The organism is Maricaulis sp. (assembly GCF_039978735.1).
Classification (GTDB): domain Bacteria; phylum Pseudomonadota; class Alphaproteobacteria; order Caulobacterales; family Maricaulaceae; genus Maricaulis.
The window spans coordinates 44,612-68,298 of record NZ_JBDWAS010000002.1 but is presented as its reverse complement, the minus strand read 5'-3'; the positions used below and the strand labels follow the sequence as shown (position 1 = coordinate 68,298).

The window sequence follows — 23,687 nt, the reverse complement described above, 5'->3', positions numbered from 1 at the left end:
GTTCGGCTTGACGCTTGGCGCATTCCGCAGTGAAACCGGAGATGTGAGCGATTCAGATGGGCAATCCTGGCTGGGACAGATCGCCAAGGCCTTCCGCGATGGCCGGGGCCCGGCGCTGTGGGTGCTGGGCATCGGTGTCGGCCTCGTGGCCGGCTATGCCACCCTCGCCCTCCGCCTGGGGATTTCCGCCGTCGAGCGCGGCGCCTTCGGCGTCACGGAAATCCATCTCGCCTCCGCCGCCTCCCACCTGCCCGCCTGGCGCGTCATCCTGATCCCGCTCGCCGCCGGCTGCGTCATCGCGGCCATGCTGTGGCTGGGCAAGCGCTGGAACCTGTCGCCGGACACGCGCGGCAAGGGCGTCGCCGACGTGCTGGAGGCGCGCGCCGTCAATGCCGGGCGGATCGACCTGAAATCCGGCCTCTATTCCGCTGTCATGTCGGCGATCTCGCTGGGCGGCGGCGCCAGTGCGGGCCGCGAGGGCCCGGCCGTGCATCTGGGCGCCACCCTCGCCTCGCAATTCGGCAAATGGCTCAACATGCCCGCCCGCGGCAGCCGCATCCTGCTCGCCTGCGGGGCAGCGGCGGCGGTCTCGGCCAGCTTCAACGCACCGGTTGCCGGCGCCCTCTTCGCCTTCGAGGTCGTGCTTGGCCACTACGCCCTGCGCTCCATCGCGCCGGTCGCCTCCTCCTCCATCGTCGGCGCGCTGATCGTGCGCCATCATTTCGGACAGGACCCGGTCTTCGGCCTGCCGGAAATGGCCGCGGCCAGTGTGTGGGACTTCCCGGCAGCCGCTGCCCTGGGCTTTGCCGCAGCCGGGCTTGCCATCGTCTTCAATCGCGGTGCCATCTTCCTGCCGGCCCGGTTGGGCCAGTGGATGGAACGCATGCATCTGCCGGTCTGGCTGCTGCCCATTCCCGGCGGTCTTCTGATCGGTCTCATCGCCCTCATCGCCCCGGAAATCCTGGGCGTGGGCTATGAAGCCACCTCCAACGCCCTGCGCGGCGAATACGCCTTCCAGCAGCTCATCCTCTTCATCGTGCTGAAAACGCTGGCGACCGTGCTCTCACTCGGCTTCCGCTTTGCCGGCGGTGTGTTCTCACCCTCCATGTATCTGGGCGCCATGCTGGGTGCGGCCTTCGGCATCGCGCTGAGTGCGATACTGGGCGAACACACCGCCGGACCGGGCTTCTTCGCGGTGATCGGCATGGGCGCGGTCTCCGGCGCCGTGCTGGGCGCGCCGCTCTCGACCACGCTGATCGTGTTCGAGCTGACCACGAGCTATGAAGCCTCGGTGGCGGTACTGCTGGCCGTGTCGCTGGCGACCGTGCTGTCGCAATCGGCGCTGGGCGGCTCGCTGTTCCAGCTGCAGGTCCAGCGCAAGGGCTATGACCTGTCCGGCGGATCGAGCCGGCTGGTGCTGCAGACCGTCCGCGTGCGCGACGTGCTGGTGCCGCTGGACGACTGGGGCAAGTCGGAAATCCCCGACAAGACCTGCGTCTTCGAGGACGACACGCTGGGCCGGGCGCTGGGCGTGCTGGACGCCGAACAGGTCGACGGCGCCGCTGTGCGCCAGCGCACGGGCGAACAGGCCATCATCGGCTGGATCGCCAAGGCCGACGCCCAGGCCGCCTATGCCCGCCGCCTCGCCGAGATCAGCGAGGAGGAACACCGTTAAGACGGTTTTCGCCTGTCACGCGAACCGGTTAGCGCTCTGGAAAGGATGTCCCGCTAAGGTGGCAGGATGACACTGGGCGGGCTGCATATGACAACGCAGGACGAAACAGCCCTCGGCACGGGCGTGCTGAGTGCGGACGCGCTTGCCGCCGCCAATATCAATCCCGTCACCGGTCTGGCGACCGACTATCTCAACCACTTCAACGAAGTGGTGATGCTGATGGAAATGCTGCCGGACATGCCCGACTGCGCCGAGGATGTGCTGGACTGGCAGCCGCTGGATTATTGCGGCCACTTCCGCCAGTCCGCCTTCAAGGACAAGGACCTGGCGATCCTCGCCTATGCCGCGGCACCGCGGGCCGTGCGCGTGCATCTGGAGACGCTGATCCTGCAGATCGACAATGCCGTGATCGAGGCGCAGGACCGGCTGCGCGCCGGCAGCGACGAGGCGACCTGCCGGGCCGTCGCGCACCTGGCAACCGAAGAGATCAAGCCGCTGATCGCGGCCGCTTCCGGCACGATCCATGGCCGCGAGGAAGGCGAGGACGACTTCGCCGACGAGACCGCCCAGGCCGGTATCGACGCCCTGTTCGGCTGAACTGCCCACCCCGCATTCTCATAATATATTGACCGATCCGGCCGGTTTTGCCCCGCCGGATTAACCGTGTCTTGGCCGCCGGCGCGTCATAGCTCGGACGAAGACAGACACCGGAGACCGACCATGCCGATCATGAACTGGGATGCCTCGCTCGATGTGGGCGTGGAGTCGATGAATGACGAACACAAGCAGATCCTGGACCTGATGAATGCGATCCACGATCGCGCCGCCACCGGCGAGACCGGCGCGTCCATGATCGCGCTCGTCGACGCGCTCGCCCGCGTGACGATCGAGCATTTCCGCGACGAGGAAGCCTATATGGCCAGCGTCAATTTCGCCGGCCTCGCCTCGCACAAGCTGATCCATGCCGACCTGTTGAAGAAGTTCTCGGACCACGCCGACACGATCCGCGCCAATGAAGGTGAGGTTCCGCCCGGCTTCCTGATGTTCCTCAAACTCTGGCTGACCGCCCACATCAAGGGCATCGACATGAAGTATTCACCCACCATGCCGTTGAAGATGGCGGGGTAGCGGGGAGCCGACTCACCCCGCTTTCCCCGGCCCTGTGCCGGGGCCTGGTTGAGGTGGCCAAGCAATCTCCGGCAGCCTTGCGCTCCTGAACACCGCTCCCGGACAACCCCGCATGCTTCCGGCCGGCCCCGGCACAGGGCCGGGGAAAGAAATAGCGGGTGTCGCGGACACCTCATTACCCGAACAAAATACGAACAATTGCACATCCCGGTCTTGGGATTGCGGGCCAATCGGTCCAGACTGCCCAGTCATTGCGACTCGAAGGCGGCTCTCAAGACACGATGTCCAACCTTTCCATTTCCGACATGGCGCGCCCGGCGCCGCCGACGCCCTATCTTCAAGGGCTGAACGAGCAGCAGCGCGCCGCGGTGGAAGCGCTGGACGGGCCGGTGCTGGTGCTGGCCGGGGCCGGCACGGGCAAGACGCGCGTGCTGACGACCCGCCTTGCCCACATCCTCGCCACCGGCCGCGCCCGGCCCTGGGAAATCCTCGCTGTCACCTTCACCAACAAGGCCGCGCGCGAGATGAAGGAGCGCGTCGGCCAGATCATCGGCGAGGCGGTCGAGGGCGTGCCCTGGCTGGGCACCTTCCACTCGGTCTCCGCCCAGATCCTGCGGCGCCATGCCGAACTGGTGGATCTCAAGTCCAGCTTCACCATCCTGGACACGGACGACCAGCTGCGCCTCTTGAAACAGATCATCCAGGCGGAGAATATCGACGAGAAGCGCTGGACACCGCGCCATCTGGCCAGCCTGATCGACGGATGGAAAAACCGCGGCCTCAAGCCCGAACAGCTGGGCGAGGAGGATAAATGGTCCTTCGCGGAAGGCCGCGGCCAGGGCCTCTACACCCTCTACCAGGAGCGGCTGCAGACGCTCAATTGCTGCGATTTCGGCGATCTCCTGCTGCACACGCTGCACATCTTCAAGGACAATCCGGACGTCCTGAAGACCTATCACGACAAGTTCCGCTATCTCCTCGTCGACGAGTATCAGGACACCAATGTCGCCCAGTATCTCTGGCTGCGGCTGCTGGCCCAGGGCACGGGGAATATCTGCTGCGTGGGCGATGACGACCAGTCGATCTATGGCTGGCGCGGCGCCGAGGTCGACAACATCCTGCGCTTCGAAAAGGACTTTCCGGGCGCCGAAGTGATCCGGCTGGAGCGCAATTACCGCTCGACCGCCCACATTCTGGGCGCCGCCTCGGGCCTGATCGCCGCCAACCGTTCGCGCCTGGGCAAGACGCTGTGGACCGAGGACGAGGCCGGCGAGAAAGTCGCCGTGCGCGGCATCTGGGATGGCGAGGCCGAGGCCCGCTATGTCGCCGAGGAGATCGAGAACTGGGTCTCCTCTGGCCGTGCCTATTCCGGCAGCGCCGTGCTGGTGCGCGCCGCCTGGCAGATGCGCGCTTTTGAAGACCGTTTCATCATGCTCGGCCTGCCCTACAAGGTGATCGGCGGCCCGCGCTTCTTCGAGCGCGCCGAAGTGCGCGACGCTCACGCCTATCTGCGCCTGGTGCGCTCGCCCGAGGACGATCTCGCCTTCGAGCGCATCGTCAACACGCCCAAGCGCGGCATCGGCGACACGACCGTGCAGAAGATCGCCGTCACCGCCCGGCAGATGGGCGTGCCGATGACCGAGGCCGCCCGCGTCATGGTCGGCACGGACGAGATCCGCGGCAAGGCCCGCACCGCGCTGCAGGTCTTCCTGCGCGACATGGAACGCTGGCGCGACCAGGCCGAACAGAGCCGGCTGGACGAGCTCGCCGAGATCGTGCTCGACGAAAGCGGCTATACGGCGATGTGGCGCGAGGACAAGACGCCCCAGGCCGCCGGCCGGCTGGAAAACCTCAAGGAACTCGTCCGCTCCATGGGCGAGTACGACACGCTGGAAGCCTATCTGGAACACGTCGCCCTGCTGACCGACGCCGACCGCGCGGCCGACGAGGACGAGGTCTCCCTGATGACGCTGCACGGCGCCAAGGGGCTGGAATTCCCGCTCGTCTTCCTGCCGGGCTGGGAAGAGACCGTCTTCCCCTCCCAGCGCTCGCTGGACGAGGGCGGCACGCGCTCGCTGGAGGAGGAACGGCGCCTGGCCTATGTCGGCATCACCCGCGCCCGCGAACGCGCCATCATCACCTTCACCGCCAACCGCATGATCTATGGCCGCTGGCAGACCGTGATCCCCAGCCGCTTCATCGACGAATTGCCGATGGACCATGTCGAGGCGCGCTCGGAGACCGGCTATTATGATGGCGGTCCGGGCTTTGAAAGCGTGCGCCAGACCGCCGACGCCAGCGCGTCGAGCTATTCCAGCCCCGGCTGGAAGCGCTACCAGGCCTCCCAGGCCGAAGGCCGCCGCTCGGCCCCGCCCACCATCAACGCCAAGGCCACCCTGATCGAAAGCGGCGACACCAACGGCCGCTGGAAATCGGGCGACCGCGTCTTCCACGACAAGTTCGGCTACGGCACGGTGAAAAAGGCGGACGGCGCCAAATACACCGTCCGCTTCGACAAGGCCGGCGAGAAGAAAGTGGTCGAGAACTTCCTGCGAGAATTGCCTTAGGCGTTTTCTTCTCCAATCGCAGGATTTTTCCCGGCCGGAAGCCCGCGCAGGCGGGCTGAAGAAGCCGGGACCGACCGAAGATCATCCCCAGCGATGAGCTTCCCGCAGATCCCGGACAGCGCTCTCGCGCTTCCGGAAAAGCTCCGAACGGGTTGCGTCAAGAAATATATAAACCTATAATTGCATTCATGAGCAATGCCCCCGAAGCCGTCTACATCATGGCGAGCGGGCACCCGCGGAGCCCTCTATGTCGGACGGACGACGAACCTGATCTGGCGCACCTGGCAGCATCGCACCGGTGCGATGCGCGGATACACGCGCCGCTATGCGATCAAACAGCTCGTCTGGTTCGAATGGCATGAGGGGTTCGAGACGGCCGCCCGGCGCGAATATCTCCTCAAGCGCTGGCGCCGCGCCTGGAAGATCAACCTGATCGAGGAGATGAACCCCGGCTGGAAAGACCTGTGGTTCGACATCCGCGGCGATTTCGACGAAGCCGCACCAGTTCTCGCCTCAGTTCCCGAGTTCTGAGCGCGTCTCCCGGCTGGAAGCCCGCGAAAGCGGGCTGAAGAAGCCGGGACCGACCGAAGATCATTTCCAGCGATGAGCTTCCCGCAGATCCCGGATAGCGCTCTGCGCTTCCGGGAAAAATTCCCTCAAACTCCTTGGGCGTTTTTCCCGGCCGAAAGCCCGCGAAGGCGGGCTGAAGAAGCCGGGACCAACCGAGCGCGCCCCAAGCGATGAGCTTCCCGTAGATCCCGGACAGCGCCTTGCGCTTCCGGGAAAAGACAGCGCTCTCGCGCTTCCGGGAAAAATTGACGCCTTGCGCTTCCTGGGAACTAAGGCACTCCGGCTGCGCCTTCCCCCTTTCCCTCGCCCTCTCCCAAGGGAGAGGGAGGTTGGAGCCACTCCTGCCACGACGCTGTCAGCACGCTCTGCCATCGCGGCTTGGCAGGCGGGCGCGGGCGGGGTGGAGTGGGGCGGACACGAGAACGAGGCCAGGTCATGCTCCAGCGCTGCGGATGGGTGAATATCGACGACCCGATCTATGCCGAGTACCACGACACCGAATGGGGGGTGCCCGAGTATGACAGCCGGGCCCTGTGGGAGAAGCTGATGCTGGACGGGTTCCAGGCCGGCCTCGCCTGGATCACCATATTGCGCAAGCGCGAGACGATGCGGGCCGCCTTTGACGGTTTCCAGCCCGAAATCATCGCCCGCTACACCGATGCCGACCGCGAACGCCTGCTGGCCGATCCAGGCATTATCCGCTCGAAATCGAAGATCGAGGCGGCCATCGGCAATGCCCGGACCTATCTGGACATGCGCGAGCGCGGCATCGATTTCTCGGATCATTTGTGGAGCTTTGTCGGCGGCGCACCGATCCAGAATGCCTGGCCCTCGCTGAAGGACACGCCGACGAAGACCGCCGAGAGCGAGGCCCTGTCGAAGGATCTCAAGAAACGCGGCTTCAAATTCGTCGGCCCGGTGATCGTCTACGCTTTCATGCAGGCCGTCGGCATGGTCAATGACCACGAACCCCGCTGCCACCGCCATGAGCCGGTGAAACGGCTGGTGCGCTAGCCCCCTCTCCCCCGAACGGGGGATCGTGCGGCTGGCCGCGCGGGTCTAGTCGTGATCGTGCGGCCACCACTTCATCCCGGTCCCGGTGGCCGTGCGATGCGGGGCCCTCCAAGGCCGCACCAGCCCAGCGTCCTCGCACCCTCGCAAGACTGGTGCGGTGGTTCCCGCATCGCCTCCCCGCCCCTTCGCAGACAGGCTTTTCGCCCGACCCGGCGGCCTCCCCTGAACCGGGGATACCGGCCTCCCGGTCCCGCTCCTAGGCTCCTCGTCGTTGTGAGGGACCTGAACGCTCCAAGGAGGGGACACCATGAAACGCCTTGCTACTTTCGCCATGATCGCCGCCATCGGCCTTGCTGCGCCGGCCTCGGCCCAGACCTTCGGCTCGGTCAATCTGCGCGCCGGCTTTACGCCGGACCCGTATCGCACCACGGTGACGTCCGGCGGCTCGATCGCGGCCAGCAACCTGTTCAACAACTGCACCGGCTGGGTCGCCGACAATGTCGACTTCGCCGTCTACTACACTGCCGGCAGCTTCAACCTGACCTTCTCGGCCAGCTCGAACGCCGACACGACGCTGATCATCCAGGCGCCGAACGGCAACTGGTATTGCGACGATGACAGCGGCAACGGGCTCAACCCGATGGTGACGATCGGCAATCCGACCTCGGGCCGCTATTCGGTCTGGATCGGCTCCTACCGCCAGGGCGAATACGCCCAGTCCACGCTGTCGGTCTCCGAAATCGGACGGCAGTAGTGATGAAGGCACATCATCTTGCACTCATTCCGGCGCTGGCCCTCGCGGTCAGCGCCTGCGCCAGCACGTCCGGAAGCGGCGGTGGCGGCGGTGGCGGTGGCGGCGGCCGGATCGATGGCGTGTTCGGCTCGGTCTCCCTGCAGGCCGGTTTCACGCCGGATCCCTACCGGGTCAATGTCGTCGCCGGCGGCACGTATGAATCCGCCCGCGAACTGGGCACGCAATGCCGCGGCTGGACGACCGGCGACGGCACCTATGTGCTCTACTACACGGCCGGCCAGTATCCGCTGACGATCTCCGCCACCTCCGACACCGACACCACGCTGATCGTGGGTCTGCCGGGCGGCGGTTTCCTGTGCGACGACGATTCCGGCCCGGGTCTGAACCCGCAGGTCACGATCAACCGTCCGGGTACCGGCGGCTATGCGATCTGGGTCGCGACCTATTCCAGCGGCCAGATGGCTCCGGCCACCCTGTCGATCTCCGAGATCGGCCAGCGTTGATCCTGTGTGCCGGGGGCAGGACGCCCTGCCTCCGGCACGCCATACGCCCGCCGACGTAACGCGGGTTTCACGTGACAGGCGCGCCGGCGCGGCGCTAGGTTCCGGCTCCATCACCCGATGAACCGGAGCCGCCCCCGTGACCCGTCTTCTCATTCTTCTTGCCGCCAGTTTCGCCCTCACCGGCTGCGCCTATCTGGAGGGCGGCCGCAATGAGGACCTGCCCTCGGCCTCCGAACTGGGCGCCGACGAATGCCGCCCCGCCGGCCCGCAGGACCCCGCCGCACCGGGCGAGTGGATCTGCGACAATGGCGACAGCCCCTTCCAGCGCACCCGTCCGCGCCACCGCGTCGAGGACAACTGATCCGGCCAGATCAGTCCTTCAGCGCCTTCGCGTGATGGCGCAGATGGTCTTCCATGAAGCTGGCGATGAAATAGTATGAATGGTCGTAGCCGGGATGCCGGCGCAGGGTGAGTGACTGGCCCGCCTCGCGGCACGCCGCCTCGAACAGTTCCGGCTTCAGCTGTTCCTCGAGGAACTGGTCCGCCTCGCCCTGGTCGATCAGGATATGGGCATCCGACGGCTGGCGCTTCACCAGCTCGCAGGCATCGTGCTCGCCCCAGGCCGGGCATTCATCGCCGATATAGGCCTGGAAAGCCTTGCGGCCCCACGGCACTTTCGACGGCGCCACGATCGGCGAGAAGGCCGAGACCGAGCGATAGCGGGCGCGTTGCTTGAAGTGCAGGGTGAGCGCGCCGTGACCGCCCATGGAATGCCCGAAAATCCCCTGGCGCTCCATGTCGGCGGGAAAGGCCGAACCGATCAGGGCGGGCAATTCCTCGGTGATGTATTGCTGCATGCGGAAATGCGGCGCCCAGGGCATTTCCGTGGCGTCGATATAGAAGCCCGCCCCCTGGCCCAGATCATAGGCCTCGTCATTGGCCACATCCTCGCCGCGCGGCGAGGTGTCCGGCGCCACGACCATCAGGCCCAGCTCGGCCGCCATGCGCTGCAGGCCGGATTTCTCCATCACATTCGACCAGTTGCAGGTCAGCCCGGAGAGATACCACAGCACGGGCACCGGCCCGTCCTTGGCCTGGGGCGGCGTGAAGACGGCAAAGCGCATCGTGCAGGCGCAAGCCTCGCTGTCATGATCATGGACCGACAGCGTGCCGCCGAAGGACGTCCAGCTGGAAACGGGTTGGAGGGTCAAGGCGATGTCCTTTCGGATGAAGGGATGGGCGGTCAGGACGGGTTGATGGTCTCGATACCAAGCCTGTCGCGCGCCAGCGAGAGGAGTTTGCGGTCAACCGAGACGAGCGGGAACTGCGTGCGCAGCGCCAGGGCCAGATACACGCAATCATAGACGGGATGCCGCAACCGGCTCGCCAGCGCGAGGGCTTCGGGAAAGATCGTGCGGTCCGGCCGCAGATCGGCAAAACCGGACAGGTTCCGGATCGCCGTCAGACAGTCCTCAAGCGGCACCAGCCCCTTGTTGACATACTTCCAGAAAGCATTGGCGCTTTCTACCAGAACCAGTTCCGGCGCCACCATGGCATGGGTTTTGGCGACGGCCTCCGCAGCATCGGATCCGGCAACCGGCAGGAAGACTTTCACGGCCACGCTGGCATCGAAGACCGCCGGCTTCACCGGTCCCGGTCCTCGCGGATCAGATCTGTCGGGTCGATATCGATGGGCTTGCACCGCTCGCGCATGCTCCGCGCGAATTCGAAAAAGCCCTGCCTGTCACGCATGGCCGTTTCCGACAGCACCTCCCGCAGGAATTGCTCCAGCGATTTGTCCTCCCGCGCCGCCATGCGCTTGAGGTTGGCGACCACATGATCGTCGAGATTGCGGATGATGACCTGGCCCATGCGTGCCTCCTGATATCAGGATGATATCATAGCAGGTCAGCGGACCAGGCCCAAGCGTGGATCAATACTCCACCACGCTGCGGATGCTCTCCCCGGCGTGCATCAGGTCGAAGCCCTTATTGATGTCTTCCAGCTTGAGCTTGTGGGTGATCAGGCTGTCGATATCGATGCGGCCTTCCATGTACATGTCGACGATTTTGGGCACGTCGGTGCGGCCCCTCGCCCCGCCGAAGGCCGAGCCGCGCCAGTTGCGGCCGGTGACCAGCTGGAAGGGACGGGTGGAGATTTCCGCGCCGGCCGGCGCCACGCCGATGACGATCGAGGTGCCCCAGCCCTTGTGGCTGCATTCCAGCGCCGTGCGCATCACATTGACATTGCCGATGCATTCGAACGTGTAGTCGGCCCCGCCGCCGGTCAGCTCCACCAGATGGCCGACGAGATCGCCGGTCACATCCTTGGGATTGACGAAATCGGTCATGCCGAACTGGCGCGCCATGGCCTCCTTGGCCGGGTTCATGTCGACCCCGACGATCTGGCGTGCGCCGATCAGTTTGAGACCCTGGATGACGTTGAGGCCGATCCCGCCGAGACCGAAAACGACAGCCGTGCAGTTGGGCTCGGCCTTGGCGGTGAACATCACCGCGCCAATGCCTGTCGTCACGCCGCAGCCGATATAGCAGATCTTGTCGAAGGGCGCGTCCTTGCGGACCTTGGCGAGCGCGATCTCGGGCAGGACGGTGTAGTTGGAGAAGGTCGAGCAGCCCATATAGTGCAGGATTTTCTCGCCCTTGTAGGAAAAGCGCGAGGTACCGTCCGGCATCACGCCCTGGCCCTGGGTCGAGCGGATCGACTGGCACAGATTGGTCTTGGGATTGAGGCAGTATTCGCAGGTCCGGCATTCCGGCGTGTAGAGCGGGATGACGTGATCGCCGGGTTTGAGCCCCGTCACACCCGGGCCGCACTCCACCACCACGCCCGCGCCCTCATGGCCCAGGATCGCCGGGAAGGCGCCTTCCGGGTCGGCGCCCGAGCGGGTGAATTCGTCCGTATGGCAGATCCCCGTCGCCTTGATCTCGACGAGCACCTCGCCCGCTTTGGGGCCTTCCAGGTCCACCTCGACAATCTCGAGCGGTTTTCCGGCTTCGAAGGCAACAGCGGCACGCGTTTTCATGGAGCTCTCCCGGGACTGTCCTGATTCACGACTGGCGACGTCTTTCGCATCCCCGGCTGGCGAGGTCAAAGCCGTCATCCCTGGCCTGCCGGACCGGACAACCGCGCTAGAAGGGTGACGCCGCGGGATTGCCGGACTAGTTTCGCGCCTCTTGCGTACGTCCCGGAGTGATGTGAATGAGCGCGGTTATCCGGTCCACCGGTCTTTGGACCCCCGACGAGTCCGTTTCCAACGATGAACTCGTCGCCTGCTTCAACGCCTATGTCGAACGTTTCAATGCCGAGAATGCCGACGCCATCGCGCGCGGCTCGATCGAGGCGAAGAACCCCTCCTCCTCCGGCTTCATCGAGAAGGCCTCCGGCATCAAGTCGCGCTACACGATCGACAAGGCCGGCGTGCTCGATGTCGAACGCATGCGCCCGCGGGTGAAGCCGCGCGCCAATGACGAGCTCGCCCTGACCGCGGAAGCCGGCGTTGCCGCCGCCCGCGACGCGCTGGCCCGCGCCGGACGCGACCCGAAGGATGTCGACGCCGTGATCTGTTCGGGCACTTCGATGCAGCGCACCTATCCGTGCATGGCGATCGAGATGCAGGACGCGCTGGGCATTGAGGGCTTCGGCTTTGACATGACCGTGGCCTGTTCCTCCGGCACGTTCGGCATGGTCAATGCGATCAACATGATCGATACCGGCATGGCGAAATCCGTGCTGGTCATCGTGCCGGAAATCACCACGCCGCAGCTCAATTTCCGCGACCGCGACAGCCATTTCATCTTCGGCGATGTCGCCGTGGCCGTGCTGATCGAGCACGAGGATGTCGCCGGCGGCGAAGGCTGGCGTGTGGTCGGCCGCAACATGATGACGAAATTCTCGAACAATATCCGGTCGAATTTCGGCTTCCTCAACGCGTCCGAGGATCCGGAACCGGATTTCGACGACCGCTATTTCGTCCAGGAAGGCCGCAAGGTCTTCAAGGAAGTCTGCCCCATGGTCGCCGAGATGATCCTCAACGACATGGCGAGCTTCGGTCTCAAGCCCGACCAGATGAAACGCCTCTGGCTGCACCAGGCCAATATCAACATGAACATGCTGGTCGCCAGGAAAGTGTTCGGCCGCGAGTTCGAGCCGGACGAAGCACCGGTCATTCTCGACGAGTTCGCCAACACGGCCGGGGCCGGCTCGCTGGTCGCCTTCCACCGTCACAATGACGGGTTCGAGGCCGGCGAGAAGGGGCTGATCTGCTCCTTCGGCGCGGGCTATTCGGCCGGTACGGTGTTTGTCGAGAAGCTCTGATCCGGAAACCTGCGGCCTATCTGCGGCCGCTGAAAGCCACCGCCAGCCTGAAGACCGCAAAACCGACGCCGCACACCGAGCCGGCGACCAGCAGGGCCGTCATGTCCGGCTGGTAGAGATTGAATGTCGCGAGCGGAACGCCGAAGAATCTGGGCAAAAGATCCATAAACACCCAGGCCATCGCCAGGGTCGCGACCAGGGGGAAGACCAGGCTGAACAGGCCGAAGGCGCCCGATTTTGCCCGCAGGCCGTCGCGGCGCAGCCACGCCGTCGCGATGCCGGCCAGGAAGAGAACCGGCAGCACCAGCAGCATGACATAGAGGCTCTTTGCCCCCAGATGATTGCCGCCGCTTTGCGGTGCCTCCCCCAGCGCAATCGCCGCGAAGCCGGAGAGAATGTCTCCGGTCACGCCGAACCCCATTCCACTGTTGGCATTGACCAGAACCACCCCGCCCCTGTGCTCCGAGCGGGACAGGACGGCGATGGTTTCGACCCCCGGGGTCAGCCCTGTGTGGTAGGCCGCGTCGGCCTCGGCATCGAGGAACCAGCCGAACCCGTAATGCGGTGAGGCGGCGCTGGCCGGGCTCAGCATCAGGGTCTTGTGGTCGGCGCTGATCAGATCGTCCTCGCCATTCATCATCATCGCCAGATAGCGGGCCATGTCGGCAGCGCTGGCCATCACGCCCCCCGCCGGCGCCATGCCGCGCACGGTCCGGCGATCGGCAACCGGGCGCCGGCCGCCAAACCAGGGCGTATGGCCGATGGCCATCGCTTCGTGCGCCTCGCCATCGGCGACGAAACTGTCCTCCATGCCCAGCGGCGCAAGGATCCGCGTCTCGATATAGTCGCCGAATTCCAGACCGCTGACCGTCTCGATCAGCACCCCGAGGATGAGATAATTGGCATTGGAATACTGCCACTGGCTGCCGGCCTCGCTGGCAGGCGCTGCCGCTGCCAGCTGACGGACCCGGTTGGCCAGCCCGTCGGCCTCGCCGGCCCGGTCGGTGTGGGACTGGTTTCCCTGCAGTGTAGAGTAGCCGCTCGTATGGCTCAGCAATTGGCGGATCGTGACCGCTCCGCCGGGTTGGCCGTCGAACGCTTGCAGATAGTCGCCAATGCCGCGATCGAGCTCGACCCGGCCCGCCTCGACCAGCTGCATGATGGCCAGCGCCGTGAAACTCTTCGAGATCGAGCCGAGCGCGAAGGGCGTGTCTTCGGTGACCGGCTGGCCACTGCCCGCCACGCGCTCACCGCGTTCGCCCAGCTGCACATCGCCGTCGTCGAGAAGCGCATAAGCCAGACCGGGCGCCGCCGCCCGCGGAACGGCCCGGTCGAGAAACGCCTCGATCCCGCCGGATTGCGGATCGTCTTGTGACAGGGCCGCTGCTGTCAGACACAGCACTCCCAGGATCGCCAGATAACGCCACATTCGATGTCCCCCACCCTTGTCTCTACCTGACCTAGCAGGCTGCGCCCACCGGCACCACTGTCAGACTTGCGTCCCTAGCCATCATGCTCGACGCAGATCGCCTCGCTGTCGGCAGGCCCCAGCGTCTCGTTCAACAGGGCGCATCGCGCCTGGCCCGCCGCGCCCGGCTCCGGCCGGTAGTGGCGGCAGGTCCGGCACACGCCGAAGGCCCGGCCGCCGCGCCGGCGCAGAAGGTCTGACAGCACCGCCCGCAATCCGCCGGACATGTCCTCGCCGCGCGCTGCCTCCACACTGCGCACCGCGGTATCCAGCGCGTCCATCGGATCGCCGGCCAGCATCTCACGCCCCGCGGCGGTCAAGGTCAGAGACAGGCGCCGCCGGTCGCCGGTGACCGGCTCCTTCGTCACGAGCTGCTTGGTTTCCAGCGCATTGAGCGATTGCGACACCGTGCCCTTGGTCAGATTGAGATAGGCGGTCACGGCCGAGGGCGTGCGGGAGAATCGGTTGGCGAGGCGCAGGAAGCGCAGGATTTCCCATTGCACCGGTTTCAGCCCGTGAGCATGCGCCTCGTTCTGGATGAGACGTGACAGGCGTTCGAGCAGATGCGTGGTCGGTGAGTGTCCGGACATGCCTGAACGTATCGAGTCAAAACAGGTCTTGCAAACCCCGCGTCCGCTTCCTAGCTTTAAAATGTATCGAGTCGATACTTTATGAGCGAAAGGACACCCAATGCCCCACCTCACCCCCTTCCCGCACGCCGATGCGTCGGGCGAACGCAAGCAGCTGATGGACGCCGTGAAGGGCCAGTTCGGCGCCGTCATCAACATGTTCGGCACCGTCGCCCACTCGCCGGCCGCGCTGAAATCCATGCTCGGCAGCTTCCAGGCGCTGGGCGGCGGACGCATCGATGCTGCGCTGGGCGAAAAGATCGCCGTGGCGATCGCCAACCGGAATGATTGCGAATACTGCCTCTCCGCCCACACCGTGCTGGGCACCAAGGCCGGCGAAACGCCCGCCGCGATGGAAGCCGCCCGCACCGGCAAGGCCGCCGATCCGCGCACCCAGGCCGCCCTCGACTTCGCGCTCGCCGTCGTCGAACAACGCGGCCATGTTGGCGCCGGTGCCGTCGAGCGCCTGCGTACGGCCGGGTTCGACGATGAGGAAATCGTCGAGATCGTCGCCCATGTCGCGCTCAACCTCTTCACCAATTATGTGAATGTCGTGTTCGGCGTCGAGGTCGACTTCCCCCGCGTCAAACCCCGCCAGGCGGCCTGATAAAACGGATAGCCCGCCGGCGCTGCTGCCGGCGGGCATCCATCCGGAGGATACCGAGATGAAACTCAAACCCGCCCCCGAACTCACCGTGTCCGGCTGGCTGAACACTGCGGAGCCGATGAGCCTGGCCGGCCTGCGCGGCCAGATCGTGCTCTTGGAAGCCTTCCAGATGCTGTGCCCGGGCTGTGTCTCGCATTCCCTGCCGCAGGCCCGGCGTATTGCCGAACACTTCACCGCGCACGGCGTCACCGTGATCGGCCTGCACAGCGTGTTCGAACATCATCAGGCCCAGGGCAGCCGCGAGGCACTGGCCGCCTTCCTGCACGAATACCGGATCGCCTTTCCCGTCGCGATGGATGCGCCCGGAGAGGCGGCCGGTGAGCGGGGCGGCCTGCCCCGCACCATGGCCGCCTATGCCATGCAGGGCACGCCGACGACGATATTGATCGACCGTCAGGGCCGCATCAGGCGGCACAGTTTCGGTGCGGTCACCGATCTCGCACTCGGCGCCGCGATCGGCGTACTCCTCGCCGAGGGCGATCCCGTCTCCGCGCCGGACGGGAGCGATCCCGAAATGGCGTGCACGCCCGAGGGATGTCCTGCGCCCTGATCCCTCCCCCAGTCTGCGGCCAAAAAAAGACCCGGTCCGCCGCAACGAACCGGGTCAGTCTGACGTCTCGAGGCCGGGGAGGACATGGCCTGGACGCGAAACGGTTCAAAACAGGTCGGGGGCGAGCGCCGCAACCCCTTACAGCGCCCACCCCCGTTCCGGCCCCCAACCGGCCGAACCATGAGCCGGTGTCAGCCGCCGACGGACTCGCCGTGGAGGCTGGTATCGAGACCGGAGACTTCGGATTCCTCGTCGACGCGCAGGGGCATCAGCTTCGAGAGAACAAACAGGATGGCGAAGGTGACGGCGCCGCAATAGACCGCCGCGGCGAGCGCGCCCCAGGTCTGGGTCCAGATCTGCAGGAGATTGCCTTCGATGGCGCCCGGCGCGCCGCCGATGGCTTCGCTGGCAAAGACCCCCGTCAGGATGGCGCCGACCAGCCCGCCCACACCGTGCAGGCCGAACGCGTCGAGTGCGTCGTCGATCTTCAGCGCCTTCTTCAGCGCGGTGACGCCCCAATAGGCTGCAAAGGCGCCGCCGGCACCGACGAAGAAGGCGGCCCAGGCCGGCACGAAGCCCGCGGCCGGAGTGATCGCGACCAGGCCGGCCACGGCACCGGAGGCGGCACCGAGCACGCTGGCCTTGCCGCGCAGGATCCATTCCAGCCCCATCCACACCAGGACGGCGGTCGCGGTGGCCAGCTGGGTGGTGACCAGGGCGTGCGCCGCCGCGCCGTCGGCCGCCAGCGCGGACCCGCCGTTGAAACCGAACCAGCCGACCCAGAGAATGCCGGCACCGGCAACTGTCAGCACCAGATTGTCCGGCGCCAGGTTCGATCCGGGATAGCCCCGGCGCGGGCCGACGAATTTCGCGAGCACCAGACCAGCCACACCGGCATTGATGTGCACCACGGCGCCGCCGGCAAAGTCGAGCACGCCCGCCTCGCCCAGGAAGCCGCCGCCCCACACCCAGTGGCAGATCGGCGCATAGACCAGCACCACCCAGACGGCCGAGAACACCATGAAGGCGGAGAATTTGATCCGCTCGACCGCCGCACCCGCGATGATCGCAACGGTGATGATGGCAAAGGTCAGCTGGAACATCAGGAAGAGGTTTTCCGGCAGATCGCCGGACAGGGTGTCCGGGGCGATCCCCGCCATGCCGATCCGGCCGAGCCCGCCGACAAAGGCGTTCAGCCCGCCCCCGTCCGAGAAGGCGAGCGAATAGGCGATCAGCGCCCACAACACGGTGACGATGGCGGCGGCACCGACGCTCTGCATCAGCGTGGAGAGCACGTTCTTGCGGCGCACCATGCCGGCATAGAAGAGCGCCAGCCCCGGCAAGGTCATGAACAGGACCAGGGCGGTCGAGGTCAGGATCCAGGCATTGTTTCCAGTGTCCATGCGGGGCCTCCGGCGAGCGCTTGTTTGCTTCTTGCTATCTCGTCAAAAGCTAGGCGCCGGATTTTCCGGGAGTCGACTTCGCCGCAAGAATTTCGCGGTTTTGCGCCGTGTGCGCTGCACAATCGGGCAGGTTTGCTCGTTTTTCGGGCGGCAGTCCGGGCCCGGCAATGCGCGCATGGATTGATCGGGGGCGGGCATGCTTTACGCTGGCGAAAAGTCGGGAAGAAAGAGTCGGGAACCGTGACAGACAGCGTCATCCGGGCGACCGGTTACTGGGCCCCGCCCAGTGTCATCGACAATGACGAGCTCGTCGCGAGCTATAATGCCTATGCCGGGCGGTTCAACGCGGAACACGCCGCAGCCATTGCGGCTGGCGAGATCGAGCCTGTCCCCCTGTCCAGCACCGAATTCATCGTCAACGCTTCGGGCATCCAGCGGCGGCATGTCTACGAGAAGTCCGGCATTCTGGATATCGACCGCATGGTGCCGCAAATCCCGCCGCGCCCGATCGAGGAGGTCTCGGTGCAGGCCGAGTTCGCCATGAAATCGGTGCAGCCGGCGCTCGAGGCGGCCGGTTATGACGGGTCGGACATTGACGGCGTCATCGTCGCCTCCTCGGCCCAGCAGCGCAATTTTCCCGGCGTCTCCTGCGAGATCCAGAACATCATCGGCTCGGACGGTTTCTCCTTCGACCTGACCATGGCCTGCGCCTCGGCCCTCTACGGGCTGCACATCGCCAATGGCATGATCCGCTCGGGCCAGGCGAAACGCCTGCTGATCTGCTCGCCGGAGCTGATGACCTGCATCAATGTGCATTCGCGCCGCGAAGTGCACTTCATCTTCGGCGACGCCTCGGCGGCGATGATCGTCGAGGCCGATGACGGCCGGCCGGGCGGCTGGGACGTGCTGGGCACCCATGCCCAGAACAAATGGTCCTCGGCGCTGCGCTCGGATTTCGGCTTCATCAACATCGCCGAACGCCAGGTCGATCCGGACTATGAGCCGCATCTCGACCAGGACGGTCACCGCGTCTTCAAGGATGTGGTCGGCTTTGCGCCCACCGTTGCGCGCTCGATGATGGAGGATATCGGTCTGGCGCCGGAGGATGTGCGCCGCACCTGGCTGCACCAGGCCAATATCCGCATGGTGGACATGATCGCCAAACGCATTCTCGGCCGCGACCGGACCGAGGAGAATGCACCGGCCATCCTGACCGAGTACGGCAACACCTCCTCCTCCTCCGTCGTGATGAATTTCCAGATGAATTCCGACGATATGAAAGCCGGCGAGACCGGCGTGATGTGCGCCTTTGGCGCCGGTTACGGTGTCGGCGCGGCTGCCGTAAGGAAACGCTGATGCGCCCGATACACACCCTGGCCGCACTGGCCGGCCTGAGCCTGATCGCTGCCTGTTCCGACCCCGCGCCCGAACCGGACGCCGCTGACGGCCCGGACGCCATGGAAGATGCGGCCGCCCCGCGACAGGCCGCAGAGGACACCGCCCAGGCGGACGCCGATGCCGAAACCGGGGCCGAAACCGGGGCCGAAACCGAAACCGCCGGCCTGCCGGGTGTCGACATCTACATCGCCCCGCTCAGCTGGGTCGGCAATATCCCGGCCATCGGCACGCTGACCAATGCCACCGCGCGGCCCGGCTATGACAACCAGCCGGCCTTCACCGAAGACGGTACCAGCTTCTACTTCACCTCCGGCGACAGCGAGCACACCGATATCTGGCGCTGCAGCCTGGACTGCACGGTGCGTACGCAAATCACCGACACGCCGGATGCCGGGGAATACTCGCCGCGTCCGACTCCGGCCGGCGGTGCGCTGTCCTATATCTACCAGGCGCCCGGCGGGTATGGCGGCGAGGTCTGGCTGGACGCACCGGATGGCGGCAATGCCCGGTCGGCCTCCGATGTCGGCCCGAACGGCTATTACGCCTTCAATGCCGACATGACCCGGCTGGCCGTGTTCAGCCTGGACGAGGGCTTCCCGCTGAAAGTCTTCGGCCGGTTCGAGGACACCGGGATTGTCACCGCCGCCGAAGGCATCGGCCGCGCGCTCTACGCCGCGCCGGACCATGACAGCGTCTATTTCACCCTGCCGCGCGAGGATGGCGGTTTTGCCGTCTTTGAAACCGGGTTCGACGGCGCCACGCCGGAACACCGTTTCGACCTGCCCGGCGAGACCCAGGACTATGCCGTCTTCACCCTGCCGGACGGCACGGACGGTTTCTTTGCGGTCGACCAGAATGTGCTGATGACGCGCACGCTGGACGCCCCCTGGCACTCGGTCGCCGATCTGGCCGTGCACGATATCGACGGGGTGACCCGCCTCGCCGTCAGCCCGGACCGCCGCCATATCGCCCTCGTCGCGAACGATCCGGCCGGCGAATAGCCGGCGCCGCGATCATGCAGGAACACGGGCGGCACACGACCATCGTCGAGATTCAGCACCTGCGCATGGTCGCAGTCCTGCTTGTCGTGCTCGCCCATATCCACCAGGCCGATGCGCGTTTCTTCACCACGACGCTGCTCGACCAGACGGCTTATTTCGGCTTCGCCGGTGTGGACGTCTTCTTCGTCCTGTCCGGCTTCATCATCCACCATCTCTACCGCGACCGTCGCGGGCTGGATGTGCGCTACTTCCTCAAGCGGCTGAACCGGATCTTTCCGCTCTACTGGATCTTCACCGGGCTGACGCTGGCGGGCTATCTGGTTTTCGGCGACAGTCTGACCCGCTCCTTTGCCGAGCTCGACCTCATCGCCTCGCTGACCCTGATCCCGCATCACGACCTGCCGATCCTGCTGGTCGGCTGGACGCTGACGCACGAGCTTTATTTCTATGCCCTGTTCGGACTGGCCCTGGCCCTGCCGCCCGTCTGGCGGGTCCGCGCGGCCGGGTTGTGGGCGGCGGCAACGATTGCCGCAACCGTCCTGATGCCGCGCGATGTCTCACCCTGGCTGAGCGTGGCCTTCAGCCCGTTCAACCTGCTTTTCCTGTCGGGGATCGCCCTGTCGGTGCTGCGCGACCGGCTGCCCGCCTGGCGCTGGCCGCTCACGGTGGTCGCACTGGCCGGGATGATCGGCGGGCTGGTCTGGACCCATGGCGGCGGGCTCGACGCGATCGATGCCGCCGCCCTGCGCGTGCCCGTCTTTGCCCCCTTCGCCATCGGCATCACGGCAGGCTGGCTTGCCTGGAAACCGCACCTGCCCGCCCTCGCCGCGCGCATCGGCGACTGGTCCTATGCGATCTATCTGGGCCATCTCCTGGCGATCAGCGCCTTGGCGCGCCTGCTGCCGGAAAGCCTGTGGAGCCCGCTTTTCTACCTCCTCGCCCTGGCCGCCTGCATCACCCTGGGCTGGCTGACCCATATCGCCGTCGAGATGCCGCTCCTGAAAGCCGGCCGGCGGCTGATCGACCGGTATGCGCCGCCGCCCCGCGACAGGGCCGGCGATTGAAAGTACCCGACCCCGCTCCTGCCCCCCAGGGGCCCGAGTAGGACGCCCCCCAACACCTGCCCCGCTTGCTGGGCTGAGCTAAAAACCTTTCATTGCGAATACGTGTTATTTGCAATGAAAGACCAAACCCTTTCGCTTTTCGAACTGGCTATTCAGTTCGAAAGGAACGTGTCAGTCGCGCGTCTTGCGGGTGTGGAAGTCGAGCTCGAAGTCACCGGAGCGGACACGCAAACGCGTCTCCTCGGTGCGGGGCCCCGATCCCGGAAACAGGATCCTGGCCAGCCCGGCCAACCACGGCAAGAGGCGCACCCAACACGACAGATCGTCCATGGGGGCATCCTCAAACGAAGAAAGCCCGCCGGAGGGGCGGGCTTTCGATACAGACCTCTCAGTCTGAATTTATCCGCATACTGGCACGTAGAAAGCACACAATCAAGTACCAACCACTCCACCAGGCACAAGATATAGCCTAAACGGCCGTGGCCTCCGTGATGCGGTAGGTCAGGTCGTCGCCATCGGCTTCGTGGATGGTGAGATAATCGCCGACGCGCATCGTGTGGTCGCCGAGGCGGAAGACCGGCTCGTCCGGACCCTCATCCTCCTCGTCATAGCGGAAATACCAGTGCGAACCGCGATGGGAGAGCCAGCCATCGGCCTTCTCGTCCGGATCGGGCGAGAACCGGTCGACGGTGCATTTTTCCTTGTGGGCGCGCCACAATTCGAGGTCCAGCTTGCCGTCCTTGTCGAGCGGCGCGACGATCACATAACCATGCTGCTCGTCGCCATCGGGATAGCCGGCGTCAGGATTGCGGCCCAGCCGCATCACCACACGTGTCAGACCCATCTCGGTCTCCTGTTTCAGTTGACTGATATCGCACCCCGTTTTTGCGGGCGGGTCAATCCGTCCGGCCGGGATGCGGCGATCTCACGCACGCGCTATCGCGAGCGCACGACCGGCAGTTCGATATAGGAGGCGCGCTCGGGCGAATGGTGCACCGAATTCGTCGCCACACGGCCCTCGCTCTCGTCGTAATTATTGCCGCCCGTATTCAGATTGCGCACGAATTTCGGGAAGTTGGACGAGGTGATCTCGACCTGGATGCGATGACCCGGCTGGAAGACGATGCTCGACGTCATCGGCGTGAAATCCAGTTCGTAGACCTCGCCCGCCTCCATCATCTCCGGTGTGTCATAGCCATTGCGATAGCGCGCCCGCAGGATGGTGTCGTCAACGATCCAGGCCGTGCCGTCTGGAGCGACATCGACCAGCTTGACGGCGAAGTCCGTGTCCGGCGCGTCCGAGGAGACATAGAGCACAGCGTCGATGAAGCCGGTCACGTCCAGCGCTTCGGTGAGCACATCGGACGTATAGACCAGCACGTCGTCCCGCACCTGGACCGGCCGCTGGTCGCGCGCGCCGGGATGCACGATACCGCCATTGCAGCAATCGCCGCCGCCAATGGTCTGCACGGGCACCATGGGATCGTAGACATAGGTATCGGCGGGCTGCTCGCCCTCCGGCGCCTCGAAGCTCAGGCGGCCGTCGCCATAGCGGCTGTTGGCCTCGCCGCCGGAATGCAGATAGAGCCGCACCGGTTCGGCTTCGGCCGGCGGCCATTCCTCCGCGCCGCGCCACTCATTGGCACCCATCGCGTAGTACTGCACGCGCGGCGTATCGCGGTCCCAGGCATTGCGCTCGCCTTTCAGCCAGCGGTCGAACCAGGCGAAGATCAGCCCCGTCGTGTCGAAGCTGGTGTCGCCGATATTGCGCTCGCCGACGACCGTGTTCGGGCCGTAATTGAAGAAGTTGCAGTGCACATTGGGGCCGGCCACGACATACTGGTTGTCGCGCACGGCGCGGTCGGACGCGTTCTCGCGGACATGGTTGTAAAGCGCCATGTTCGGGCCGATCGACACGTCATACCAGGAATTGAACCAGAGCGCAGGCACGCCCCAGTCCTCATTGTCATGATAGAGGCCGCCCTCATACCAGCCCGCATCGGCCGGGGTGCGGACGATGAATTCCTCGAAGGTCGCCGGCGGTTCGCCCAGCGTGGAGAGCAATTCGGAGACCGGCAGGAAGGAGATATGGCTGGCCCAGTCGACATCCGGCTTGTCGGTCGCCAGGTCGTTGTACTGCGCGATGCGGCTGCGCATCTGCGGGTCAAGACCGGCCGGGATCTGCGCCCGCAGCGGATTGTCGACATTGTAGAGCCAGACAAAGAAGAGATTGCGCGGCACGCCGCCGGTATACCAGTTGCCCTGTTCGTGGAATTCGCCGACCCGGCCGATGCCCGCGCCGGACGCCATCGGCACCATCGCGGCATGCGCCGGATGGTCCATCGCCGCCAGCGCCAGCTGCCATTCCGCCGAGGACGAACAGCCCCAGGTGCCGACCCGGCCGTTCGACCAGTCCTGCGCCGCCAGCCAGTCGAGCGCGTCATAGCCGTCGGTGCGCGGATAGCCGAGGATCTCGAACTCGCCCTCGGAGAAATAGCGGCCGCGCTCATTCTGGATCACGAAAGCATAGCCGCGATTGACCGCCTCGACCGCCATGCGCAGGCGGCTGCCGGACAGGGTGTTGAAATTGTACGGGGTGCGCCAGAAGATCACCGGCACGTCCTCGTCGGCCTCGCGCGGACGGTAGATGTCGGTCGACAGGCCGATCCCGTCGCGCATCGGCACGAGGACTTTCGTCTCGGCCGTCGCGATCCGCGCCAGCTCGGCGCGCAGCGCGTCTTCGGAATAATTGGAATAGTCCTGGGCCAGGGCCGGCGCCGTGAAGGCTGCCAGCGCCACTATCATCGCAATCAGTCGCATGTTTTCCCCCGGAGTGCCGGTCTCACGAACCGTTCTGGTCGGCCAAGAGTGAACCCCATGACCGCGCGGTGCAAGACGGCCCGGCGCGGCGCTCTCTACAGCGCAAGACCCGGGCTGACAGCGCACGGAGTGGAGTGATGG

25 protein-coding genes are annotated in these 23,687 nt (G+C 65.6%); 15 read left to right on the top strand and 10 right to left on the bottom strand.

Annotation, left to right across the window (positions count from 1 at the left end; translation table 11 throughout):
• Nucleotides 1-43 precede the first annotated feature (43 nt).
• The 9 genes from ABJO18_RS00755 (at nucleotide 44) to ABJO18_RS00715 (ending at nucleotide 8,572) form a co-directional block, all read left to right on the top strand.
• Nucleotides 44-1,675, top strand: coding sequence for a chloride channel protein (locus tag ABJO18_RS00755; protein ID WP_348508352.1), 1,632 nt, complete (start codon nucleotides 44-46; stop codon nucleotides 1,673-1,675).
• An 87-nt stretch (nucleotides 1,676-1,762) separates the two neighbouring features.
• Nucleotides 1,763-2,272: a hypothetical protein gene (locus ABJO18_RS00750; protein WP_348508351.1), complete on the top strand. Its 510-nt coding sequence runs from the start codon at nucleotides 1,763-1,765 to the stop codon at nucleotides 2,270-2,272.
• Nucleotides 2,273-2,395: 123 nt separating this feature from the next.
• Entirely contained in the window at nucleotides 2,396-2,803 is a 408-nt protein-coding gene (locus ABJO18_RS00745) for a bacteriohemerythrin (protein WP_348508350.1), read from the top strand.
• 281 nt (nucleotides 2,804-3,084) lie between these two features.
• Nucleotides 3,085-5,370 carry a UvrD-helicase domain-containing protein gene (locus ABJO18_RS00740; protein ID WP_348508349.1) on the top strand — a complete coding sequence of 762 codons (2,286 nt, stop codon included), beginning with the start codon at nucleotides 3,085-3,087 and terminating at the stop codon, nucleotides 5,368-5,370.
• A gap of 195 nt (nucleotides 5,371-5,565) precedes the next feature.
• Nucleotides 5,566-5,901 carry a GIY-YIG nuclease family protein gene (locus ABJO18_RS00735; RefSeq protein WP_348508348.1) on the top strand — a complete coding sequence of 112 codons (336 nt, stop codon included), beginning with the start codon at nucleotides 5,566-5,568 and terminating at the stop codon, nucleotides 5,899-5,901.
• Nucleotides 5,902-6,375: 474 nt separating this feature from the next.
• Nucleotides 6,376-6,954, top strand: coding sequence for a DNA-3-methyladenine glycosylase I (locus ABJO18_RS00730; RefSeq protein WP_348508347.1), 579 nt, complete (start codon nucleotides 6,376-6,378; stop codon nucleotides 6,952-6,954).
• A gap of 307 nt (nucleotides 6,955-7,261) precedes the next feature.
• A complete protein-coding gene (locus tag ABJO18_RS00725) occupies nucleotides 7,262-7,708 on the top strand; it encodes a peptidase S1 (RefSeq protein ID WP_348508346.1) in 447 nt (148 codons plus the stop codon).
• Entirely contained in the window at nucleotides 7,708-8,211 is a 504-nt protein-coding gene (locus ABJO18_RS00720) for a peptidase S1 (protein WP_348508345.1), read from the top strand. Before ABJO18_RS00725 ends, ABJO18_RS00720 begins: the two co-directional genes overlap by 1 nt.
• A 136-nt stretch (nucleotides 8,212-8,347) precedes the next feature.
• On the top strand, nucleotides 8,348-8,572 hold the full coding sequence (locus ABJO18_RS00715) for a hypothetical protein (protein WP_348508344.1): 225 nt from the start codon (nucleotides 8,348-8,350) through the stop codon (nucleotides 8,570-8,572).
• A 10-nt stretch (nucleotides 8,573-8,582) separates the two neighbouring features.
• Here the strand turns inward: ABJO18_RS00715 and fghA are convergent, their stop codons facing one another.
• The 4 genes from fghA to ABJO18_RS00695 all read right to left on the bottom strand — a co-directional run bounded on the left by fghA (nucleotide 8,583) and on the right by ABJO18_RS00695 (nucleotide 11,254).
• Complete coding sequence (fghA, locus tag ABJO18_RS00710) at nucleotides 8,583-9,422, bottom strand: S-formylglutathione hydrolase (RefSeq protein ID WP_348508343.1); 840 nt, start codon at nucleotides 9,420-9,422, stop codon at nucleotides 8,583-8,585.
• Nucleotides 9,423-9,454: 32 nt separating this feature from the next.
• Nucleotides 9,455-9,859: a type II toxin-antitoxin system VapC family toxin gene (locus ABJO18_RS00705; protein WP_348508342.1), complete on the bottom strand. Its 405-nt coding sequence runs from the start codon at nucleotides 9,857-9,859 to the stop codon at nucleotides 9,455-9,457.
• Complete coding sequence (locus tag ABJO18_RS00700) at nucleotides 9,856-10,083, bottom strand: hypothetical protein (protein ID WP_348508341.1); 228 nt, start codon at nucleotides 10,081-10,083, stop codon at nucleotides 9,856-9,858. The genes ABJO18_RS00705 and ABJO18_RS00700 overlap by 4 nt, the downstream gene beginning before the upstream one ends.
• A gap of 61 nt (nucleotides 10,084-10,144) precedes the next feature.
• Nucleotides 10,145-11,254, bottom strand: a complete 1,110-nt coding sequence (locus ABJO18_RS00695) for an S-(hydroxymethyl)glutathione dehydrogenase/class III alcohol dehydrogenase (protein WP_348508340.1) — start codon at nucleotides 11,252-11,254, stop codon at nucleotides 10,145-10,147.
• Nucleotides 11,255-11,430: 176 nt separating this feature from the next.
• On the opposite strand from ABJO18_RS00695, the gene ABJO18_RS00690 reads away from it, so the two are divergent.
• Nucleotides 11,431-12,546 (top strand): beta-ketoacyl-ACP synthase III, encoded by a 1,116-nt coding sequence (locus ABJO18_RS00690; RefSeq protein WP_348508339.1) that lies wholly within the window; start codon nucleotides 11,431-11,433, stop codon nucleotides 12,544-12,546.
• Between the two features lie 16 nt (nucleotides 12,547-12,562).
• Here ABJO18_RS00690 and ABJO18_RS00685 read toward each other — a convergent pair whose 3' ends face one another.
• On the bottom strand, nucleotides 12,563-13,975 hold the full coding sequence (locus ABJO18_RS00685) for a serine hydrolase domain-containing protein (RefSeq protein WP_348508338.1): 1,413 nt from the start codon (nucleotides 13,973-13,975) through the stop codon (nucleotides 12,563-12,565).
• A gap of 74 nt (nucleotides 13,976-14,049) precedes the next feature.
• Nucleotides 14,050-14,604, bottom strand: a complete 555-nt coding sequence (locus ABJO18_RS00680; RefSeq protein WP_348508337.1) for a MarR family winged helix-turn-helix transcriptional regulator — start codon at nucleotides 14,602-14,604, stop codon at nucleotides 14,050-14,052.
• Nucleotides 14,605-14,704: 100 nt separating this feature from the next.
• Here ABJO18_RS00680 and ABJO18_RS00675 point away from each other — a divergent pair, with 100 nt between their 5' ends.
• On the top strand, nucleotides 14,705-15,250 hold the full coding sequence (locus ABJO18_RS00675) for a carboxymuconolactone decarboxylase family protein (protein ID WP_348508336.1): 546 nt from the start codon (nucleotides 14,705-14,707) through the stop codon (nucleotides 15,248-15,250).
• Between the two features lie 58 nt (nucleotides 15,251-15,308).
• Nucleotides 15,309-15,860 (top strand): redoxin domain-containing protein, encoded by a 552-nt coding sequence (locus ABJO18_RS00670; protein WP_348508335.1) that lies wholly within the window; start codon nucleotides 15,309-15,311, stop codon nucleotides 15,858-15,860.
• Between the two features lie 191 nt (nucleotides 15,861-16,051).
• Here ABJO18_RS00670 and ABJO18_RS00665 read toward each other — a convergent pair whose 3' ends face one another.
• A complete protein-coding gene (locus tag ABJO18_RS00665) occupies nucleotides 16,052-17,263 on the bottom strand; it encodes an ammonium transporter (protein ID WP_348508334.1) in 1,212 nt (403 codons plus the stop codon).
• Between the two features lie 240 nt (nucleotides 17,264-17,503).
• On the opposite strand from ABJO18_RS00665, the gene ABJO18_RS00660 reads away from it, so the two are divergent.
• The 3 genes from ABJO18_RS00660 to ABJO18_RS00650 are packed head-to-tail and all read left to right on the top strand — an operon-like array spanning nucleotide 17,504 to nucleotide 20,726.
• Nucleotides 17,504-18,619, top strand: coding sequence for a beta-ketoacyl-ACP synthase III (locus ABJO18_RS00660; RefSeq protein WP_348508333.1), 1,116 nt, complete (start codon nucleotides 17,504-17,506; stop codon nucleotides 18,617-18,619).
• Entirely contained in the window at nucleotides 18,619-19,662 is a 1,044-nt protein-coding gene (locus ABJO18_RS00655) for a hypothetical protein (protein ID WP_348508332.1), read from the top strand. The genes ABJO18_RS00660 and ABJO18_RS00655 overlap by 1 nt, the downstream gene beginning before the upstream one ends.
• 14 nt (nucleotides 19,663-19,676) lie before the next feature.
• Nucleotides 19,677-20,726 carry an acyltransferase gene (locus ABJO18_RS00650; RefSeq protein WP_348508331.1) on the top strand — a complete coding sequence of 350 codons (1,050 nt, stop codon included), beginning with the start codon at nucleotides 19,677-19,679 and terminating at the stop codon, nucleotides 20,724-20,726.
• 171 nt (nucleotides 20,727-20,897) lie between these two features.
• Here the strand turns inward: ABJO18_RS00650 and ABJO18_RS00645 are convergent, their stop codons facing one another.
• The 3 genes from ABJO18_RS00645 to ABJO18_RS00635 all read right to left on the bottom strand — a co-directional run bounded on the left by ABJO18_RS00645 (nucleotide 20,898) and on the right by ABJO18_RS00635 (nucleotide 23,546).
• Nucleotides 20,898-21,056 (bottom strand): hypothetical protein, encoded by a 159-nt coding sequence (locus tag ABJO18_RS00645; RefSeq protein ID WP_348508330.1) that lies wholly within the window; start codon nucleotides 21,054-21,056, stop codon nucleotides 20,898-20,900.
• A gap of 139 nt (nucleotides 21,057-21,195) precedes the next feature.
• Nucleotides 21,196-21,570, bottom strand: a complete 375-nt coding sequence (locus ABJO18_RS00640; protein WP_348508329.1) for a hypothetical protein — start codon at nucleotides 21,568-21,570, stop codon at nucleotides 21,196-21,198.
• 92 nt (nucleotides 21,571-21,662) lie between these two features.
• On the bottom strand, nucleotides 21,663-23,546 hold the full coding sequence (locus tag ABJO18_RS00635; protein WP_348508328.1) for a CocE/NonD family hydrolase: 1,884 nt from the start codon (nucleotides 23,544-23,546) through the stop codon (nucleotides 21,663-21,665).
• Nucleotides 23,547-23,687 lie beyond the last annotated feature (141 nt).